The following is a 22319-nucleotide window of genomic DNA, read 5'->3' on the forward strand; positions in this document are numbered from 1 at the left end:
TAAATTTTAAATCATTTATACTTATTTAAAGTACACTAATAGATATCTTTTACTGTATAACGGAAAAGAGGATTGTGAAAATGAATAAACTAGATTTACCAATTATTGAATTTACCGATGAACAAGTGAAGTTTAGAAAAGAAGTTCGTAAGTTTCTCGAAGATGCGAGAGATAGCGGAACCTTTGAATCAAAATGCGATTCTTGGCTAAGTGGATATGATCCCGAATTTTCAAGAAAGATTGGTAGCCAGGGGTGGATTGGGATGACATGGCCCAAAAAATATGGTGGATCAGAGCAAAGCGCAATTGAACGTTACATTGTTATTGAAGAATTACTCGCAATTGGTGCACCAGTTGCTGCGCATTGGTTTGCAGATCGACAAACTGGACCACTTTTTCTTCGATATGGTACAGAGAAACAGAAAGAGTTTTTCTTGCCTAAAATAACTGAAGGTTCTTGTTACTTTTCGCTTGGTATGAGTGAGCCAAATTCTGGATCAGACTTAGCTTCTATTAGTACAAGAGCTGAGAAAACTGATGGTGGATGGATATTGAATGGTTCAAAAACATGGACTAGTGGTGCACATCATTCTCATTACATGATTGTATTATGTAGAACCGCTCCAAAAGATCCAAAATATAGGCATGGAGGTATGAGTCAGATAATCGTTGACTTAACTAGCCCTGGGGTAAGTATTCGTCCAATAAAATTTCTAACTGGTGAAAAGCATTTTAATGAAGTTTTTTTTGAAAACGTTTTCGTTTCAGAAGAAAATATTGTTGGGACGGAAGGGGATGGTTGGAAACAAAATATGCAAGAACTTGCATATGAGCGAAGCGGTCCTGAAAGAATGCTAAGTACGTTTCCTTTATTAGGAGAATTAATATCGGTACTAAGAGAAAATAATGATAAGCAAGGATTAAAGGAAACGATGAAACTTGTTGCTCGGTTAAACAGTTTCCGACTTATGTCACTTGGGGTAGCGCAGTATCTAGAAGAAGGAAAAGATGTATCAATTGCAGCTGCATTGGTGAAAGACCTAGGGACAAAATTTGAGAAGGATATTGCAGAAACTGCTCGATTAATTATATCTAGTGTGCCATCTGTTCATTCTAGAAAACAATTTGAAAAATATCTAGCACAGTCAATTTTGCATTCGCCTGGATTTACACTGCGTGGTGGAACCACGGAGATATTAAGAGGAATTGTATCGAAAGGAATGATTGCAGAATGAGTGAAATGCATGAATTAATTTTAGATTCGACCACTAAAATTTTAAAAGACATTTGTACAAAAGAATTAGTAGATAAATCCGAAGAGGGTCAATGGGCAGGAGATTTATGGGAAGTATTAGTTGAATCAGGAATCACTTCTATCGGTGTTCCTGAATCAACTGGTGGAACAGGAGGAGATTTTGTTGATGCATTTCATATTCTTCGCTTAGCAGGGAAATATGCGGTGCCGCTTCCATTATCCGAAACACTAATCGTAAATTGGTTGTTAGCGGGTTACGGAGTAATTCCTCAGGAAGAACCAGTAACGTTTGAACTTAATAGCAAGCTTCAATTGGAGAAGAATGATGCAGGGTTTCTAGTAAATGGTGCATTAGAAAATGTTTCATGGGCGAGGAACGCTAAAAAGATTTTAGTTCTTGCTAGTTTAGAGGAAGAAACGTTTGTAACTTTATTGCCTCTCGAAGATGCCTATATTGAGAATAATAATAATTTAGCGGGTGAGCCGATTGATACAGTAGTATTTGAGGATGTAATGGTTAATGACATAGAAACCTATATTGTAGAAGAAAATACACTACAAGAAAAAGTTATTGATTTAGGTGGATTGTCTAAGGCTGCAATGATGAGTGGAGCATTAGATAAAGTGTTGGAATTAAGTGTCCAGTATATAAAAGAAAGAGAACAATTTGGACGACCACTTCATAAGTTGCAGGCGATACAACAACATATTGCAGTGCTGTCTGGAGAAACAATTGCTGCATTAACAATAACGAATAAGGCGATTGACTCCTATGATAAAGGAACAACTGATAACGAAATTGCCTACGCAAAATTAAAGGTAAATGAATCTGCTGGTATTGTAGCAGAAATTGCACATCAAATTCATGGTGCAATTGGTGCAACACATGAGCATCAACTTCACCATTTAACTAGACGTCTGTGGGCTTGGAGAGATCAGTTTGGGAATGAGAATTTTTGGGCTGAAAAACTAGCTGAAAAAATAATGGATTCTCAATCACAAACGTTATGGGAAATGATGACAGAGGAGCAGATGATAGAAACGATGCAATAATTAGGAGGGAAATAGATGTCTGATTTAATTTTTGAAGTTGAAAATAGCGTAGCAAGAATCACATTAAATCGACCAGAAAGTTTGAATGCATTTAGCGAGGAAATGATTAATGAGTGGATTAAAGCACTTGAAACAGTACGTGATTCAGATGAAATCAGAGCAGTAGTTGTTTCAGGTAATGGAAGAGCATTTTGTTCTGGTGGCGATATTAAGGAAATGATTAAAGGAAATGGCTTCTATAGAAGTCAGAATGATATCACAAGTAATGGACTTGCAAGGAAAAATTCCTTATGGAAGAAGGTACAACGTGTACCTTTACTATTAGAGGAAATCGATAAGCCAGTAATTGCAAAAGTTCATGGTATTGCATTCGGTGCTGGATTAGATATGGCCTTAATGTGTGATATTCGTATTGTTGCAGAGGGAACAAGACTTTCTGAAAGCTATCTGAATGTTGGACTCGTACCAGGAGATGGTGCAACATATTTCTTACCACGTTTGGTAGGGACAGATACTGCGTTGGATATGTTATGGAGTGGAAAAGTACTAAATGCCAGGGAAGCTAAGGATATAGGTTTAGTAACATTTGTTGTGCCAGATGCAGATTTAGATTCATACACTGAGGAGTATGTCCAAAAACTTGTTAATGGTCCGCAACAAGCAATAAGACTTACAAAACGAGCGGTTTATCAAAACAGAGATATGAGTTTACGTTCTTCTTTAGATATGATTTCTTCTTCCATGGGGTTAGTAACAGAGTTGGAGGATTATCAAAGAGGCGTTCAAGCTGTTTTGGAAAAGCGTAAAGCTGTATTTGAATGATGAAATAACAAATAGTTATACCCTAGTATTTTTTCGGCCAATCTAATTCTTACCTTGGTATATATCTAGAATCTACTTAATAAATAGGATAATTTATTTTATCTGCAGAAACAAAGAGTGTATCTCGCCTAGTAGACGTGAACAGAATTTTAAGGAGATGATTCAAATAAATCGGACAATAGATAAGATGATGTTAAAAGAATCCCCTTTTCTTTCTATTACTCTAGATATTAATAACCTGATAATCGAATGTAATCATACAATGGAATCTATCCTTGATAAAAAATTAACAGGAATGGATATAACTACTGTCTTTTCCGTTTGGAAACATCCTTTACGCTCTAAACTCATACATGCCGAATATAAAGATCGTATTTTCGCTTTTATTGTAGGGAAAATTAATGATACAGAAGATAAGATGTTATACGGAGTTGAAACATCTGATTTTGCTATGTTAATCAAAGAAAATAAAGATTTGAAAAATTTGACTAGGGAATTGGATGCTATCATTGAAAATTCTTATGATGGCATCTATATTACAGATAGCAATGGCTTAACGTTAAAAACCAATACCGCAATTGAACGAATCACAGGCATACCTAAGGAATATTATGTTGGAAAGAACGTTGGAACTCTTATAAATAGAGGAATACTTAAAAATTCTGTAACAAAAAAAGTTTTGGAATATAAAAGAACGGTCTCTGTTGTTCAAAAAAATTACGTAGGAAATGAAACAATTTTAACGGGTAGTCCAGTTTTTGATGATAATGGTGAAATTGAGAAGATTGTGACCAATATTAGAGATTTATCAGATTTAAATGAATTACAAGCAGAGCTTGTTAAAGTAAATAAGCTAAATGACAAATATAAAAGAGAATTACAACGATTGAAGAATAAACCAGATCAACTTAAGGATATCATTACAAAAAGTGAGCAAATGAAAATGATTTATGATACTGCAAAACGAATTGCTAACATTGATGCGACGGTGTTAATTCTAGGGGATACAGGTGTGGGAAAAGATGTATTAGCAAATTACATTTTTTCAAATAGCAGCAGATCTAAGGTAGGAGAATTCATAAAAGTAAACTGTGGTGCAATTCCTGCTGAATTACTAGAATCAGAACTTTTTGGTTATGAAGGTGGTGCTTTTACTGGGGCAAATAGTAAAGGAAAGCCAGGTATGTTTGAACTTGCAAATAGAGGAATCCTATTTTTAGATGAAATAGGTGAATTACCCTTATCCTTGCAGGTTAAATTATTAAGAGTATTACAGGACGGGGAGATTCAAAGAGTTGGGGGAACACTACCAAAGAAGATAGATGTTCGAATTATTACAGCAACGAATCGTAGTCTGAAAGTAATGGTAGAAGAAGGTGATTTCCGAGAAGATCTGTATTACCGATTAAATGTAATACCGATTAAAGTACCTCCGCTAAGAGAACGTCGTGATGATATATTACCGCTGATTCAATTATTTTTACAGCAAATTAGCGAAAAATATCATTTAAATAAAGAATTCGATTATGATCTGAAGGATTTTTTCTTGTCTTATGATTGGCCTGGTAATATACGAGAGTTGTCTAATCTAATAGAAAGATTGGTGGTTACCACCAATGAAAAAGTTATTTCTATGGAAGACCTCCCTGCTGAATACCATCAAGCAAATGATGTAACGATAAACAGTATTTTACCACTCAAGGATGCGATAGAAGCAGCTGAGAAAAAAGTGTTAACACTAGCAGCTAAAAAGTACGAAAATACCTATGAAATTGCAAAAGCACTAGAGTCTAGTCAACCTACAATTGTAAGAAAGTTGAAGAAATATGAAATTAGCATTAGGAGATGAGTTTATGAGAATCGGAATTGTTGGTGCAGGAGCAGTAGGAAGTTTTTTTGGTGCTTTACTTCAACAAGGGGGGCATCAAGTATCTTTCCTTACGAGAGGAAAGCATTTGGAAGCAATGCAAAGACAAGGTTTAAATATAAAAAGAGAGGATGAATCGTTTACAATACATAGTACATTTACAAATGACCCGGAGCAATTAGCAAATTCGGAACTCATTTTGTTTTGTGTGAAATCAAATGATACAGAACACATGGCAAATAAATTACTCCCGATATTACAAGAGAACGCTTTCGTTATGACAATGCAAAATGGTGTGGATAACGAAGAAATATTAAAAAAAATATTTGGTGTTGAACGTATCCTTTCTTGCGCAACATATGTACAAGCCGTGATAGAAAAACCAGGTATTGTGAAACAACAAGGCAGGGTAGCGCTGGTAATTGGAGAACTTGATCAATCCGTGAGCCAGCAATGTGCGGATATTGTTGCTTGTTTTCATCAGGCAAGCATTGATGCAAAACACACCGGCGATATTGTTGGGAAAAAATGGAGGAAATTTCTTTGGAATATTACCTTTAATCCATTGTCCGCAATATCAACTGCTACCGTTGGAGACCTACTCGATGATAAACCATTACGCGAAACGGCGGAGTCCATATGTAAGGAAGCAATGGAAGTTGCTATCAATGCCGGGGTTTCAATAGATCCAGCACGCACGATGGAAACCATTTTCAAAAATGCAGAACGCGCGCGAGTACATCAAACTTCTATGTTACAAGACCGATTATCTGGGAAGCAAATGGAGGTAGAGTCGATGTGTGGATATGTTGTGAGAAAAGCCAATGAATTAGATATTGCAGTACCAACCGTACAAGCGTCTTATAGTATCTTAACTTTTATGAATAAACAACAGTCCTTGGATGGTGGTCGGCTCGTAACAAAGTAGAGAAAGGAATGAATAATCATTATTGAAATTCAAGAGACGGAAGATGTTACTTGTGTCAAGGCTCAGGTGATTAGATCGGATGGAAAAGGTAGGCCAGTGTACATGTTTTTGGTAGATGGTATGCTAATTGATACCGGACCACAATGCCTGGAAAAGGAAATTATCTCTTTTTATAAAGAACATTCAAATATGATTCAACTCGTTGCACTGACACATAGCCATGAGGATCATTCGGGGACAGCACCATGGATACAAAAAAACCTTGATATTCCAATATATGTCCATCCAAAAGGGATACAAGTATGTAAAAAAAATAGTCCATATCCAAAATACCGCCAAGCTACTTGGGGATCTCGAAAAGAATTTAATCCTTTACCGCTTGAAAGTAAAATAAAGTCAGTAAATGAAGAGTGGGAAGTGATATATACTCCTGGACATGCGGATGATCATGTTGCTTTTTACCATGAGCAAACCGGTCGTTTGTTTAGTGGTGACTTGTTTGTTTCAACGAATCCCAAGGTAATTATGTGTTCAGAATCAATCCCGGTGATAATGAATTCAATAAGAAAACTACTAACGTATGATTTTAAATCAATGTATTGTTCGCATGCAGGTTATTTCAAGGATGGAAAAAGTAAATTAGAACGGAAATTAGAATACTTGGAATACATTTATAGTGAAGTGGAAAAAATGCATAGAAAGGGGCATTCTATTGTTGAGATACATAAGAGTTTATTTCCAAAAGTATATTCAATTGTAGAATTTTCTAATGCTGAATGGGATTCAATACATATCGTATCGTCGATTATTTCAGAAGTCGATAAAAAATCCTTTAGGTAATTTATTTTACGATAAAGGTTTTTTATGGAATGATTCAAGAATGAATTGCCAAGTCAATATTGAATCGTTGGTTTCTCCCGGCTTTTAAAAATTTTAATTCAATTTTGAATTTATGTATAAAATACTAAATTATTATAATAGTAATTTAGAATAAACCAAAAAATGATAGAACTTTTAAAACCCTTTAACTATAAGGGTTTTTGTCTTTTTATTTGTCCTTTTTGTAATTATTAGGTTAGGTTGGCATGGATTTTGCTATATATATAGTGAGTACATAAATAAAAGGAGGAAGTATAAATGACAATTACAATTGCGGATGAACTAGAACAGATGAAAACAATGATTAAAAATTTTGTAGATAATGAAGTGGATTCATATGCTCAGCAAATTGAAGATGAGGATGCTATTCCACAGCATTTAATTGAAAAGGCAAAAGATTTAGGGTTGTTTGGGATTAGCATTCCAGAAGAGTATGGTGGTATTGGTCTAAATACGGTTGGCAAGGCAGTAGTGCTAGAGCAATTGGGTAGGACCCATAATGGATTTGTTTCTTTAATTAGTGCACATACCGGGATAGGTAGTACTGGTATTGTAAAACTTGCATCTGACCATTTAAAACAAAAATATTTGCCGGAAATGGCTGCCGGAAGAAAGATTGCAGCATTTGCTTTGTCGGAACCTGGGGCAGGATCAGATGCAACGAATTTATCAACACAAGCTGAGGAAAATGGAGAACAGTGGGTACTAAATGGTACGAAGCATTTTATTACCAACGCTCCTGTTGCAGATGTGTTTACTGTATTTGCGGTAACCGATAAAGAAAAAGGTGCAAAAGGTGGGATTACAGCATTTTTAGTAGAAAAGGATTTTCCGGGGCTAATTGTAGGAAAGAAAGACAAGAAGATGGGACTACGTGGTTCTTATACTGCTCAGGTAATTTTTGATAACTGTATTGTTCCGAAAGAAAATGTAATTGGTGATGTTGGTATGGGATATATGAATGCTCTAAAGATACTAGGCGAAGGCCGTGTTGGTTTAGCAGCACGCTCGGTCGGTTCTTGCGATAAGTTAATCGAAATTTCAGCGAGCTATGCAAAAGAGAGGGTTCAATTCGGTAAACCAATTGCTGATAATCAAGCGATTCAATGGATGTTAGCTGATATGGCTACAGAAACTGAAGCGGCTCGTACCTTAACGATGATGGCAGCTGAAATGATTGACTCAGGAAAAAAGGTAATTAAAGAATCGGCAATGGCAAAATTATTTGCATCTGAAGTATTTAATAAGGTAGCAGATAAGGCAGTTCAAATCCATGGTGGTATCGGTTATATTGGCGAGTATCCAGTGGAACGTTTTTATCGCGATGCTAGAATTACAAAAATCTATGAAGGAACAAATGAGATACAACGTCTTATTATTGCAAGAAAAGTCTTAGAAGAAAATTAAAATGACTCTATATAAAAAACGAAATAGTGAAAGCGTTATCAATTATGGTATTTATAATCGGAGGATTATCCCTTAAGTGTTACGATTTCCTCCGATTGTTATGCCATACTAAAAAGAAGAATGGTGGTGAATAAATGGTCACGCAAACGGCTTCAACACAAAAAATCGATACGACAGTTACGGAGAAACCAACTTATGTTGAACAAATTTGGAAAGGCAGAAGGGAAAAATGGAGCCGCTCAAGAATTCTTTTGACCATCATTTCCTTATTGGCAATGGGGCTATCTGTATTTCATGTATATACCGCAGGATTTGGAACATTATCCTCCTGGCAACAGAGAAGTGTCCATGTATTATGGGCGATTATGCTGATTTTTCTCATCTTCCCATTTAGAAAAGGAAAAAAGTTTGGTGTTATTGACATTTTAATCATTCTAGTAGCAGTTGCTACATCAGGTTATATGTTGTTTGATGCGGAAGGAATTCAAAGCAGACAAGGGAATATCAGTTCAATGGATGCAATGTTTGGAACTACTTTTATTGCGTTGGTCCTTGAAGCTACAAGAAGAACAAATGGTGTTTTAATGGCTGCAATTGGTGTGTTCTTTTTAGCCTATATTCTTTTTGGGCAGTATTTTCCCGGAGCACTCGCACATCCGGGGATCCGATATGAAAAAATGGTTGACCATATGTTTAGCGGTACACTAGGAATCTTTAGTGAACCAATTTATGTCAGTTCTACCGTGCTGATATTGTTTGTTATCTTCGGTTCCTTCTTAATGCGTTCTGGTGGTGGTCAGTTTTTTACTGATTTTGCTTTTGGGTTACTTGGTAATAAAACCGGTGGACCTGCATTATCTGCTGTCGGATCAAGTGCACTAGTTGGAACGATAACAGGTAATGGTGCAGCAAATGCTGCCATAACAGGTGCATTTACGATTCCCTTAATGAAAAAGCTTGGGTATAGTAAGCGATTTTCAGCAGCAGTGGAAGCAGTTGCCTCTCAAGGTGGTCAAATTATGCCACCGATCATGGGTGCGTCGGTCTTTATTATGGCGGAAACACTTGGAATATCATATATCAAACTAGCATTGTATGCATTAATACCAGCAATAATATATTTCTTTATTGCTGGAATGGTTGTATATTTCCATGCGAAACGTTTAAAGATGGCTGGTATTCCAAAAGAACAATTGCCTAGTGTATGGAGAGTCCTATTAAGGCAAGGTTATCTGTTCATACCAATTATTCTCATTATTGGGTTAATGGTTTATGGTTTTAGTCCGATGAAAGCCGGTTTTTATGCAATTTTAGCAGCGTTTGTTCTAAGTTGGATTCGTAAGGCAACTCGAATGAATTTTCTAGATATATTGGCTGCGTTAGAAAGTGGTGCAAGAAATGCATTAACAGTAATTGCTGCCTGTGCAACTGCAGGGATTATCGTTGGGGCAGTATCTTTAACAGGATTAGGAATTACTTTTTCGAGATTTGTAATCGATTTAGCAGGAGGAAATTTGCTTCTACTTCTTGTCCTTGTTGGTATAGCTTCCATTATTATGGGAATGGGAATGCCGACCGTATCGGCATATGTCATTCTTGCTGTATTAGGTGCTCCAGCATTAATCCAATTGGGTGTAAATGAAGTAGCTGCACACATGTTTGTATTTTACTTTGGGGTAATGTCCGGTCTAACACCTCCAGTAGCGATTACAGCTTATACTACTGCAGGTATTGCTGGCTCTGATCCTCTTAAAACAGCAGCGTACTCAATGAAAATTGGCTTAGGTGGATTCTTTATACCATTTATTTTTGCTTACAATCCCGTGTTGCTTATGCAGGGGGGAAATACAGCAGAAATTTCACTTGCAATTGGTAGTGCATTTTTAAGTTGTATATTCTTTGCTGGTGCACTAGAGGATTACTTCTTGGGGCGACTAGGCGTGTTAAAGCGAATTATAATGTTTGCTGGCGCGCTATTACTGGTAATGCCAGGAATTATTGGAGATGTAATAGGTGTATTGTTGGTAATCTCGCTTATTATTTGGCAGAAAAAAGTCAATGCAACAGCAATTGCAGAATCAAGTCAAAAAATTGGATAGGGAAGGTGAATCTTATGAAAAAAATAATATTGAGTAGTCTTATGCTTCTTATTGTAGGATTTTTAGCAGCATGTGGAGATAGTGAAGCGGCTGTTGATTCTGATAAACCAACAGCTCCAGACAAATTTCTAACAATTGGTTCAGGACCGATGGGGTCAGGATGGTATCCGATCACAACCACCATGACAGAGCTTTATTCAACGGAGTTTAATGGTTTGAATTCGACACAATTAGAAGGTGGTTCAACAGCTAATTTAAAGTCACTTGAAGTTGGAGATATTCAAATGGGAATTAACTATACGACAGATTTTAATGCTGCACTTACAGGTGGAGATGGTTTTGATGAACCACTTGAAAATATAGCAGCAATTGGATCGATTTATCCCGTATATCAAACAATTGCAACAACTAAAAGCAATAATGATATTAATTCCATTGAAGATATTGTAGATAAACATGTTTTTCTCGGACCAAAAGGTGGCGGTGGCCCTGTCGGCTTCTGGAACATGATGAAGGAATATGGAATTGATGAGCAAACAATTGTGGATGCAGGCGGACAAATCTCTTATGGTAACTATTCAGATGGAGCTTCTATGCTTAAAGATAATAATGTAGACATTTTCTTAGGAGGTGGAGCGCCAACTGTACCAGCATTACAAGAGATGGAAATAACGTCTCCAATCAAAGTACTTCCTATCGACGAAGATCAGCTGGCTAGTATTGAAGGAAAAGGTTTAGGGATTACTGCAGGTGCACTACCAGGTGATACTTATGCGGAAAATCCGGATGATATTCCAACTTACATTATGGAGACAATGATTACCATTCGTGCTGACTTAGATGAAGACTATGTGTATAACATAACGAAAATATTCTGGGAAAATCTAGCAACATTTGAAGAACAAGTACCAGAAAGAGCGAAAGACTTTAGCTTAGATACCGTTATGAATGGAATCAGCGCAGAAGACCTGCACCCTGGTGCAAAACGTTATTACGAAGAACAAGGTGTACTAGAATAATTAAAGTAATCCGGAGAGGGGGATTTTTATTGAATAGGTTGGAAGAACATAGATGGTATAAAGCATATCCACTTGATATGAAAAGCGATATAGAAATACCAGAAATACCAGTATATACCTTGTTAAAATTGACATCACAAAGATATGGGAAACGGACAGCAATCATAAATGAAAATACGACAATATCCTACGAGGAATTAAAAGATAGTGTGGATCGATTAGCAAGTGCGTGGGATAATCTCGGTTTGAAAAAAGGGGAGAGAATTGGGTTGATGATATCCAATCAAGCCTCTTATATTATTTCTTATTATGCAGCAATGAAACTGGGTTTAATTGTTGTTCAAATCAATCCACGCTACACCGCTAGAGAGCTATTGCAGATTGTTAATGACTCCTCCACAATCTACATGGTTGTGGAGGAGGATAGTGTTGAAACCGTTAGGCAACTAGAGGATATGTATGTTTTTAATCATATTTTTGTTACAGATAAAGGGGATTCTTCATATCCGAGCATCGGCGAAATTTCAAAAAAAACATCCCCTTTTGATAAAGAAATCTCAATACAACCAAAAGATGATGTTGCGGTAATTCAATATACAGGTGGAACATCAGGAGTTATGAAAGGTGCCATGCTCACCCACTATAACTTAGTGGCTAATGTTTATCAAAGTTATGCGATGTACGGAAAAAGAATGGAATTTGGTAAGGAGTGCATACTTACAGCAACACCACTTTATCATGTGTACGCAATGACAAGCGCTATGAACCTAGGAATCTATATAGGGGCTACAATCCTATTAGTTAACAAATTTGAAGTAACTAAAGTACTAGAGATTATTAAACAATATCAACCGACATTTTTCCCTGGGGTACCTAGGATGTATAACGCCTTCGTTAATCATAAAAATGCACAAGAATATGGTCTTAGTAGTTTTAAGTTTTGTTCCAGTGGGTCAGCTCCCCTCCCAATAGAAGTGATTCGGAAATTCGAAAAACTAACTGGAGCAGTCATCGGAGAAGGATTCGGTTTATCGGAAGCATCGCCATCTACACATCGAAATCCACCGAGTGGTATTCGTAAAGTTGGTAGTATTGGAATCCCGTTTCCAAATACAGATTGCAAAATTGTAGATGATGAAAACATAGAGCTTCCGATTGGATCTGTTGGGGAGTTAATTATTAAAGGGCCGCAAATTATGAAAGGCTACTGGAAAAATGATGAGGAATCAACCTACGCATTAAAGAATGGCTGGTTATATACAGGAGACCTCGCAAAACAGGATGAGGATGGCTATTTTTATATCGTTGGGAGAAAAAAGGAAATGGTCATTAATGGAGGATTCAATGTTTATCCTCAAGAAGTCGAGAATATTTTGTATGAACACCCCGATATTAAAGAATGTGCTGTGGTAGGAATTCCACATCCAGAAAAAGGGGAAATCGTAAAGGCATTCCTTGTTCCAAAAGATGAAGCTGTCATCGATTTTGAAGAAGTGAAGGGCTTCTGTTATCGGAATCTAACGCCATATAAAGTACCGAAAGCGTTTGAGATTATTGATGAGCTGCCAAGAAATACAGTAGGAAAAATTCTAAAACGTATTTTAGTAGACAAAGAAACAAAGAAATAGACAAGGAGGAGTGAACATGAAAGTAAGGGATATCCAAACGGTTGGTGTAATTGGCTCAGGTGCAATGGGTTCGCAAATAGCAATGGTGTGTGCACTAAGTGGTTATGAAGTAGTGTTGAATGATATCGAAGAATCAAATCTTGTGAAGGCGGAAGACTCCTTTCAAGGCCATATGAATCGTCGTATCCAAAAAGGAAAGTTAACAGAAGAAGAAGTGAACTACGCTTTCGGCAGGCTAAGCTTTACGAGTAACTTACAAGATGTAAAGGGTGCAGATATTGTCATTGAAGCTGTTGTAGAAAAGCTAGATGTTAAACGTAATCTTTTTGCTAGATTAGAAGAAATCACGAAAGAAGGCACGATTCTAGCTACAAATAGTTCTACAATTGTAAGTTCAAAAATTGCTGATGCAACAAACCATCCAGAAAATGTGTGCAACATTCACTTCTTCAACCCTCCATTAGTAATGGAATTGGTTGAGGTTGTAAAAGGACCACATACGTCTGATGAAACGGCTCGGGCTGCAAACGAATTTATTAAAACATTAAACAAGGTACCGGTATTACTGAAGAAGGAAATTTCCGGTTTTATTGCTAATCGTATATTAGGGAAGCTTTTGGATGAAGCAGTTTTTCTGTTAGAAAACGACTATGCAACACATGAAGAGATTGATCTCGTTGTTAAGAAAGCTTTAGGACATCCATTAGGACCATTTGAATTAATGGATTTAACCGGAATTGATGTCACCTATTTTGTTCGAAGTCAGCGTTATCAAGAAAGCGGAAATGAAGCAGATAAGCCATCAAGTTTAATTCAAGAGAAAGTAGAAAAAGGTGAGCTTGGTCGGAAAGTAGGGAAAGGCTTTTACCAATATAGCTAAATAAGAAGGAGAGATTAATGATGAATATCTATGTAATTTTGAAAAGAACATTTGATACAGAAGAAAAAATTACTTTGGAAAATGGAAGAGTGATTGATGAAAGTGCTGAATTTGTCATCAACCCATATGATGAGTATGCATTAGAAGAAGCTGTTCAACTGAAAGAAAAACACGGGGCAGAAGTAACAGTTGTTACTGTGGGGTATGAGGATGCAGAAAAGGAACTTCGAACAGGACTTGCAATGGGAGCTGATAAAGCTGTTCTGATTAATACCGAGGAAGATTTGGAAGATGGAGATGCCTTTACAACGGCTAAAATTCTAGCGGAGTTCTTTGAAGACAAAGAGCTTGATTTAATTTTAGCAGGTAATGTTGCGATAGATGAAGGAACTGGTCAAGTAGGTCCACGTCTAGCAGCAATTCTTGATATTCCATACGTTACTACAATCACGAAGATTGAAGTGGATGGTGCGAAGGCAACGATTGAACGTGATGTTGAAGGCGATGTAGAAGTAATTGAAACAACGCTTCCACTATTAGTTACAGCTCAACAAGGGTTGAATGAACCACGTTACCCTTCTCTTCCAGGGATCATGAAAGCGAAGAAAAAACCATTGGATGAATTAGAAATTGATGACCTTGACCTTGAAGAAGAGGATGTTGAAGCAAAAACGCAAACTGTAGAAGTATTCTTGCCACCGGAAAAAGAAGCGGGAAGAATCTTAGACGGTGAAATTGATGAACAGGTAAGTGAATTAGTGTCATTATTGCATTCAGAAGTAAAGGTAATATAAAACGGGAGGGTTCATAAATGAGTAAAAAGGTATTAGTTTTAGGAGAAATTAGCAATCAAAAATTACGAAATGTTTCCTTTGAAGCAATTGGAGCTGCACGAACAATTGCTAGGGATGGTGAAGTACTAGCTGTATTATTGGGAAATTCTGTTCAAGCATTTGCAGATGAATTGATTCATTATGGTGCAGACCGTGTCATAACGGTTGAACATGAAAACTTAAAACACTATACATCTGATGGCTACTCTCAAGCCCTCTTAGAAATAATCGATGGAGAGAATCCAGAAGGAATTGTTTTCGCTCATACTGCACTTGGCAAGGATCTTGCTCCTAGAATCGCAAGCAAAATTGATTCTGGTCTAGTATCAGATGTTACAGATATTGAAGTAGACGGAGACAACATTTTGTTTACAAGACCGATTTATTCTGGAAAAGCATTTGAGAAGAAAATTATTACAGATGGAATTTCATTTGTAACGATTCGCCCGAATAATATTACAGCTTTTGAGAAATCAGAAGCACGGACAGGCGAAATTGTGCCAAAACAAATCGAAATTAACAATTTACGAACAATTATTAAAGATATTATTCAAAAGAAATCTGAAGGTGTCGATCTATCGGAGGCAAAAATTGTTGTTGCTGGTGGACGTGGTGTGAAGAGTAAAGAAGGTTTCGATAAATTATATGAATTTGCGGATGTATTAGGTGCTGCAGTAGGTGCATCCCGTGGTGCGTGTGACGCTGGTTATTGTGATTATTCCTTACAAATTGGTCAAACAGGTAAAGTAGTTACTCCAGACCTTTACATTGCTGTAGGAATTTCCGGTGCCATTCAGCATTTAGCTGGTATGTCAAACTCGAAAAAAATTGTTGCAATTAATAAGGATGCCGATTCAAATATATTTAATGTTGCAGACTACGGAATTGTAGGAGATTTATTTGAAGTTCTTCCAAAATTAACGGAAGAAATTAGGAAAATTAAGGTCGGTGTGTAAGCTGTGATAAAAAATGTAAGCGTGATAGGTGCAGGACAATGGGGAGAGGGATTGCATTTGCATGTACACTAGGCAATTTAAACGTTTCTCTACAGGATATTAGCGAAGCTTCACTTGAAACAGCGAAAGCGTATATTGACAAGCAATTCCAGAAAAGTATTGAAAAGGGAAAGGTAACGGAAGAAAAGGCATCTAAGCTGAGAGGATATACATTATTCTCTCGGCTTAGAAGAATCCGTAAAAGATGCGGACCTTGTCATTGAAGCAGTTTTAGAAATAATGGACTTGAAAAAAGAGATGTTTAAGCAGATGGATAAGCATGCACCAAAACATGCGATTCTTGCAACGAATACATCAACAATGAGTCCTACCGAAATTGCTGCTCAAACGAATAGACCTGGACAATGTATTGCATTGCACTTCTTCAATCCAGTACCAAAAATGAAATTGATTGAAATGATTAAAGGGCTCGAAACATCGAAAAAAACAGTTGCCATGTCAAAGGCATTCGGTGAAAGCATTGGAAAGGAAACCGTTGAAATCAATGAATACCCTGGATTTTCCGTAAGCCGAATGAATTGCCTTATCGGAAATGAAGCGATGAACATGCTAATGGTAGGGGTAGGTTCTGCAGAAGACATCGATAAAGCGATGAAATTAGGATTAAATCATCCGATGGGACCATTGGAGCTAGCTGATTTAGTAGGTTTAGATACTAGACTTCGAAACATGGAGTATTTATATGAAACACTTGGAGAAAAATATCGTCCCTGTCCGATATTAGTAAAATACGTAAAAGCTGGTCGTTTAGGAAGAAAAACAGGAAAGGGATTTTATGACTATACAAAATAATGAGGAGTGGACAGCGTGAATTTTAAGTTTGATGAAGAAATCCAATTTTTGAAAAAAAATGTCCGTGATTTTGTTCAAACAGAAGTAGAGGCAGTTGCAATGGCTATCGAAAAAGAAGATAAGATTCCAGAGCGAATCATCGAAATGTCTAAAGAGATGGGATTGTTCGGACTTAGTATTCCAGCAGAGTACGGTGGACTAGGTATTGGCATGGTTGGAAAATGCGCATTATATGAAGAACTTGGTGCAACACATAACGGATATACAACACTAATCGGTGCACATACAGGGATAGGAACGGTTGGGATTGTCGAACTAGGGAACGAAGAACAAAAACAAAAATACCTTCCCGATTTAGCAAGTGGCAAGAAGATTGGTGCATTTGCCCTAACAGAACCGAGTGCAGGTTCAAATGCTGTTGCGCTTAAGACAACAGCAGTTCGTAATGGAGATAAATACATTCTTAACGGGACAAAGCATTACATTACAAATGCAACCGAAGCAGATGTGTTCACTGTAATGGCTGTTACAGATTCAACGAAAGGTGCCAAAGGAATTACGTCGTTTATTGTTGAAAAAGATTTCCCGGGTTTTAAAGTGGGTGCAGTAGAACCAAAGATGGGATTAAAGGGATCGCATTCTGCTGAAATCATCATGGAAGATTGCGAGGTTCCAGTTGAGAATGTTTTAGGTGAAGAAGGCTAAGGTTACGTGAACGCATTAAAGATTCTAGCAAATGGACGTGCAGGATTAGCGGCGAGGAACTTAGGCTCAAGTCAAAAACTACTAGACTTGTCAACTTCCTATGCGATTGAACGCCAACAATTTGGAGTTTCAATCATAGATCACCAAGCAGTTGGGCATATGCTTTCTGAAATGGCAGTTGATATTGAAGCATTGCGATCTTTTACATATCGAGTAGCTTGGATGGTTGATGAAGGCCTGAAAGTAATTAAAGAAGCGGCTATGTTAAAACTTCATGGGTCAGAAGTTTATAACCGAGTAGCCGATAAAGCAGTTCAAATTCATGGTGGTATTGGGTATATTTCGGATTTTCCGATTGAGCGATTTTTTCGAGATGCACGTATTGCAAGAATTTATGAGGGTACATCGGAAATACAAAAAAATATCATAGCAGGCCAATTGAAAAAGGAATATAGCTAATCTAAAAACAAAAGGAGATGGTTTAAAGTGAAGGAGAATATTGTTATTGTTAGTGCAGTTCGAACAGCAATCGGTGCATATGGTGGTTCATTAAAAGAAGTAGGAGCAGGTCATCTTGCTTCTACAGCAATAAAAGAGGCAATTAATAAATCTGGGTTATCATCTGATCAGGTCGATGAAGTGATCCTTGGCGAGGTTCGACAAACGACTGAATCATCTAATATTGCTAGAGTTGCAGCATTACGTGCCGGTGTACCAGAAGAAGCTACTGCGTATACGGTAAACCGTTTATGTGCTTCGGGTATGCAGGCAGTTGCTTCCGGTGTTCAGCAAATTTTATTTGACCAAGCGAACATCGTAGTTGCGGGTGGTACGGAGAGCATGAGTCGTTCGCCTATCTATCTGAGAAATGCTAGATTCGGTGGGGATAAAACTCTCTTAGTAGATTCAAATGCAGAAACAGGACAGCAGCCTTCTGAAATATATGGTAAAAATTTGGGAATGGGGATAACTGCTGAGAATGTAGCAGAAAAGTATCAAATTTCTAGAGAAGATCAAGATGCATTTGCTATCGAAAGCCAAAAAAGAGCAAGTAAAGCGATTGAAGAAGGGCGTTTCAAGGAGGAGATTGTTCCAGTAGAAGTGAAGGACAGAAAAGGAATCTTTACGTTCGAACAAGACGAGCATCCACGTCCAAGTACGACACTCGAAAAACTTTCTAAACTAAAACCGGCTTTTAAAGAAAATGGAACCGTAACAGCTGGGAATGCTTGTGGTAGAAATGATGGTTCTTCAGCATTGGTTCTTATGAAAGAGTCACGAGCGAAAGCATTGGGACTAACCCCACTAGCACGAGTTGTTGACTGGGCAACTGCTGGTGTTTCTCCAGAAATAATGGGTATCGGACCAGTTCCAGCTGTTAGGAAACTATTAGAAAGAACGTCCAAACAATTGCAAGATATTGATCTATTTGAGTTAAATGAAGCCTTTGCAGCACAGTCACTTGCAGTTATTCGGGAATTAGAAATGGATGCCGAAAGAGTAAATGTAAACGGTGGTGCAATTGCACTTGGACATCCAGTTGGAGCTAGTGGTGCAAGGATTATCACGACACTTTTACACGAACTAATTAAGCGTAATCAACAATTTGGCGTAGCAACATTATGTGCTGGTGGCGGACAGGGCATGGCAATTATGATTGAGCAAGTTTAAGTGTGAAAATATGAAAGGAATTCTAATCTGTAGATAATATGGGAATAATCAATCATTATATTTTGACCATATTGGATTTTTCAAGTCAAGAAACGAAGGTTTAAATCAGTGATTTAACTGAAACAAGATACTCATTATTGGCCTCTAAGTTACAGTTTAAGTGGAGTTATTTGCAAGTTTACTTAACGCATCAATCGAAACAGAAATTTATCCTGCTTATGGGAAATTATTAGCAACAGTCAATTTAAATTTACCCTGTTTCGATCTTTAGTTAAAGTTTCTTTTCAAGCAGTTTCTTCTATTACTAAGATTGATGGGAAAATAGTTACTGGTATGATGAAGGCAAAAATGTAGCAGCAAAGGGGATAGGAACATTTAAAATATCCTTATTCTTAATAACAAAATAGGAGTGGTAATATGGGTTTTGAAAAAATCGAAGTTAAAACAAGTGGAAAATTAGGGTACATTACAATTAATCGACCAGAAGTGAGAAATGCATTAAATAGGGAAACTTTAGAAGAGATAGTAGTAGCCATTGAAAGTCTTACCAAAAATAAAGAAGTAGGCTGCATAATCTTTACTGGTAAAGGTGAAAAATCATTTGCTGCAGGAGCAGATATTAAACAATTACGAGAAAAAACAGCATTAGAAGCTTTAAATCCATTTAGCATGCAAGGAGTCTATGATATTATTGAGAACTGTGAAAAGCCAACGATAGCCATGGTAAATGGTTTTGCACTTGGTGGAGGGTGTGAACTAGCAATGGCTTGTGATATTAGAGTAGCCTCTACAAATGCTAAATTTGGCTTGCCCGAATTAAATCTGTCAATAATTCCTAGTGCTGGAGGAACACAACGTCTTGCTCGTTTAGTAGGGAAAGGTAAAGCACTGGAAATGATTTTAACCGGAAAAATGATAAGTGCAAACGAGGCCTTAACGTTTGGTTTAGTTTCAGAAGTTGTGGAGTTTGAGGAACTAAACAATACCGTAAAGGAATATGCAAACCAAATATTAAATAAAGGCCCTTTAGCTGTAAAGCTTGCCAAAATAGCTGTTAATTATGGAACTGAAGCTGATATTAAAACAGGTTTATTACTAGAAAAACTTTCGCAAGCCGTATTATTTAGTTCTGAGGACAAAAATGAGGGAACACAAGCGTTCATAGAAAAGCGTAAGCCTAACTTCCAAGGGAAATAAAGTTTCATAGGAGGGCTGATATTGGTAAGTACAATTAATGAAATAAAAGAAAGTTTTGAATCGAGTGCATTTTTTTCCCATATTGGATTTGAAATTATTAGCTTTGAAGAGGGGAGCGTAAAACTCAAGCTCCCAATAAAAAGACAGTTATTAAATGCAAATGAGACATTGCATGGGGGTGTTCATGCCACAATGCTTGATCTCATAATGGGAATGACTACTAGATCTGTTACTAAAACACGCTGTACGACTATTAATTTAAATATTAACTACCTTGCTCCTACTACGGGGGGAGCAATATTCGCTAGCGGAAAGATACTGAGACAAGGATACCGTATTGTAACAGTAGAAGGCGAGCTAGCTGATGATGAAGGACGTTTGCTAGCAAAGGGTGTTGGGACATTTAAATTAATAAGGGATAGAGATAAAAAAGAAAAAAGAGAAATATATAAGACACAAATCTAAGTCTATTTGAGTGATCAATAGCAGGGCTGAAATTTTTCTTCTCTATTGATCACAATATTTTTTATTAATTTAATATACAAATAATATTGATTTATCAAATAATTGTGTTATAATTTAATTAAATATTCAGAACATACCACTCAGTTAGTATCATAACATTCCTAATGGAGGTTCGAATTATATGGAAAAACCTTGGATTAAGCATTATGCTAAAGGAACTCCAAAAGAGATAGACATTCCTGGTATCTCCATTCCACAAATACTCAGTGAAACTGTAGAAAAGTATTCAGATCATACCGCTATTACTTTCTTTAATCAGACGTATACATATACCCAACTAGATAAAATGATTAAAAATGTAGCTAGTTCATTGAGTAATATTGGAGTAGCGAAAGGAGATACTGTTGCTCTGATGCTTCCAAATTGTCCGCAATACCCAATAAGCTATTATGCTGCATTGATGTGTGGGGCAACTATCGTCCAAATTAATCCAATGTATAAGTCATCGGAGTTATTGCATGTACTTAATGATTCAGGAGCAGAAGTAATAATAGTTTTAGAGAGCTTACTTCCTCGGATTGAAGAAGTAAAAGATGCAACCTTAATATCTACTATTATTCCGGTTTCAATTGAAAGCGATTGCAAGTTTAACGACTATCTTAAGGATAAAGGTTTACCCATCCCAACTGTAGATATTAATCCTATGGAAGATATAGCAGTGCTTCAATATACAGGTGGAACAACTGGACGTTCAAAAGGGGCAATGTTATCACACTATAATCTTGTTGCGAATATTGTACAAAGTTATGCAACTTCACAAGTTAAAATTAATAAAGGGGAAGAGAGAGTACTTACCATTACACCTTTGTTTCATGTCTACGGTATGACAAGTTGCATGAACCTTACATTTTACATTGGAGGAAACTTAATCTTGGTTCCTAGATTCGATGTTAAAGAAACAGTTAATGTGATTGAACAAACAAAACCAACCATCTTCCCAGGCGTTCCAACCATGTACATTGCATTATTAAACTATTATAAGGAGCGCAAATTTGACCTTAGTTGTTTAAAGACTTGCTCAAGTGGATCGGCGCCATTACCAGTAGAAGTAATTCAGACTTTTAATAAAACAAGCGGATCTATTGTTGCAGAAGGTTACGGATTATCCGAAGCATCTCCTACAACACATCGCAATCCAATTGTCGGTATACAAAAGCCTGGAAGTGTCGGTATTCCAATTCTAAATACGGATGCCAAAATTGTGGATTCAGTTACCGGTGGGGAAGCGCTTGCTGTTGGAGAAGTTGGCGAATTAGTAGTAAAAGGTCCACAAATTATGAAAGGCTATTGGAATATGCCTGAAGAAACCAATCAGGTTTTACGGCATGGGTGGCTCTATACCGGTGATCTAGCAAAAATAGATGAAGATGGTTATTTCTATATTGTAGGCAGAAAGAAAGAAATGATTATTGCTAGCGGATATAATGTTTATCCGGTTGAAATTGAAGATGTTATTTATACACATCCAAAAGTATTAGAAGCAGCTGTTATTGGTGTTCCAGATAAATATAGGGGAGAAACAGCAAAAGCTGTTGTTGCGCTAAAAGAAAAGGAACATCTTACGGAGGAGGAGTTAATTTTATTTTGCAGGGAAAAATTAGCGGCATATAAGGTTCCCCATTCTGTAGAATTTGTGGACGAGTTTCCGAAAACTTCTGTAGGGAAAATACTAAAGAGGAAACTACTAGAACAATTTAATACTTAATTGAGAATAATTTTACCAGCATACTAACCAGTTAGTAT

General features: G+C 36.9%; 17 protein-coding genes and 2 pseudogenes. All 19 read left to right on the top strand.

Annotated features, from left to right (window positions below; all coding sequences use genetic code 11):
* Window positions 1–80: 80 nt before the first annotated feature.
* The 19 genes and pseudogenes from BV906_RS05150 to BV906_RS05240 all read left to right on the top strand — a co-directional run bounded on the left by BV906_RS05150 (window position 81) and on the right by BV906_RS05240 (window position 22281).
* A complete protein-coding gene (locus BV906_RS05150) occupies window positions 81–1235 on the top strand; it encodes an acyl-CoA dehydrogenase family protein (RefSeq protein ID WP_087972377.1) in 1155 nt (384 codons plus the stop codon).
* Entirely contained in the window at window positions 1232–2308 is a 1077-nt protein-coding gene (locus BV906_RS05155) for an acyl-CoA dehydrogenase family protein (RefSeq protein WP_087972378.1), read from the top strand. The genes BV906_RS05150 and BV906_RS05155 overlap by 4 nt, the downstream gene beginning before the upstream one ends.
* Before the next feature lie 15 nt (window positions 2309–2323).
* Window positions 2324–3130 (top strand): enoyl-CoA hydratase/isomerase family protein, encoded by an 807-nt coding sequence (locus BV906_RS05160; protein ID WP_087972379.1) that lies wholly within the window; start codon window positions 2324–2326, stop codon window positions 3128–3130.
* Between the two features lie 190 nt (window positions 3131–3320).
* Complete coding sequence (locus BV906_RS05165) at window positions 3321–4979, top strand: sigma-54 interaction domain-containing protein (RefSeq protein ID WP_245843910.1); 1659 nt, start codon at window positions 3321–3323, stop codon at window positions 4977–4979.
* Window positions 4980–4983: 4 nt separating this feature from the next.
* Entirely contained in the window at window positions 4984–5925 is a 942-nt protein-coding gene (locus BV906_RS05170; protein WP_176330274.1) for a ketopantoate reductase family protein, read from the top strand.
* A gap of 102 nt (window positions 5926–6027) precedes the next feature.
* Window positions 6028–6765 carry an MBL fold metallo-hydrolase gene (locus BV906_RS05175; protein WP_245843917.1) on the top strand — a complete coding sequence of 246 codons (738 nt, stop codon included), beginning with the start codon at window positions 6028–6030 and terminating at the stop codon, window positions 6763–6765.
* Between the two features lie 297 nt (window positions 6766–7062).
* On the top strand, window positions 7063–8211 hold the full coding sequence (locus BV906_RS05180; RefSeq protein WP_087972383.1) for an acyl-CoA dehydrogenase family protein: 1149 nt from the start codon (window positions 7063–7065) through the stop codon (window positions 8209–8211).
* 134 nt (window positions 8212–8345) lie between these two features.
* Window positions 8346–10310 carry a TRAP transporter permease gene (locus BV906_RS05185; RefSeq protein WP_087972384.1) on the top strand — a complete coding sequence of 655 codons (1965 nt, stop codon included), beginning with the start codon at window positions 8346–8348 and terminating at the stop codon, window positions 10308–10310.
* Between the two features lie 14 nt (window positions 10311–10324).
* Window positions 10325–11329 (top strand): TAXI family TRAP transporter solute-binding subunit, encoded by a 1005-nt coding sequence (locus tag BV906_RS05190; RefSeq protein ID WP_087972385.1) that lies wholly within the window; start codon window positions 10325–10327, stop codon window positions 11327–11329.
* A 29-nt stretch (window positions 11330–11358) separates the two neighbouring features.
* Entirely contained in the window at window positions 11359–12957 is a 1599-nt protein-coding gene (locus BV906_RS05195; RefSeq protein WP_087972386.1) for a long-chain-fatty-acid--CoA ligase, read from the top strand.
* A gap of 16 nt (window positions 12958–12973) precedes the next feature.
* Window positions 12974–13837, top strand: coding sequence for a 3-hydroxyacyl-CoA dehydrogenase family protein (locus BV906_RS05200; protein ID WP_087972387.1), 864 nt, complete (start codon window positions 12974–12976; stop codon window positions 13835–13837).
* Between the two features lie 20 nt (window positions 13838–13857).
* Window positions 13858–14631, top strand: coding sequence for an electron transfer flavoprotein subunit beta/FixA family protein (locus BV906_RS05205; protein WP_087972388.1), 774 nt, complete (start codon window positions 13858–13860; stop codon window positions 14629–14631).
* A 17-nt stretch (window positions 14632–14648) separates the two neighbouring features.
* Window positions 14649–15626, top strand: a complete 978-nt coding sequence (locus BV906_RS05210; protein ID WP_087972389.1) for an electron transfer flavoprotein subunit alpha/FixB family protein — start codon at window positions 14649–14651, stop codon at window positions 15624–15626.
* Between the two features lie 6 nt (window positions 15627–15632).
* A pseudogene (locus BV906_RS05215) lies at window positions 15633–16478 on the top strand (3-hydroxyacyl-CoA dehydrogenase family protein).
* A 15-nt stretch (window positions 16479–16493) separates the two neighbouring features.
* Window positions 16494–17642: pseudogene (locus tag BV906_RS05220) on the top strand (acyl-CoA dehydrogenase family protein).
* Window positions 17643–17669: 27 nt separating this feature from the next.
* A complete protein-coding gene (locus tag BV906_RS05225; protein ID WP_087972390.1) occupies window positions 17670–18854 on the top strand; it encodes a thiolase family protein in 1185 nt (394 codons plus the stop codon).
* A gap of 417 nt (window positions 18855–19271) precedes the next feature.
* Entirely contained in the window at window positions 19272–20051 is a 780-nt protein-coding gene (locus BV906_RS05230; protein WP_087972391.1) for an enoyl-CoA hydratase/isomerase family protein, read from the top strand.
* Between the two features lie 21 nt (window positions 20052–20072).
* A complete protein-coding gene (locus BV906_RS05235) occupies window positions 20073–20516 on the top strand; it encodes a PaaI family thioesterase (RefSeq protein ID WP_087972392.1) in 444 nt (147 codons plus the stop codon).
* Between the two features lie 181 nt (window positions 20517–20697).
* Window positions 20698–22281 (top strand): long-chain-fatty-acid--CoA ligase, encoded by a 1584-nt coding sequence (locus BV906_RS05240; protein ID WP_087972393.1) that lies wholly within the window; start codon window positions 20698–20700, stop codon window positions 22279–22281.
* Window positions 22282–22319: the final 38 nt, after the last annotated feature.

The organism is Oceanobacillus rekensis (genome assembly GCF_002153375.1).
Taxonomy (GTDB): Bacteria; Bacillota; Bacilli; order Bacillales; family Amphibacillaceae; genus Oceanobacillus; species Oceanobacillus rekensis.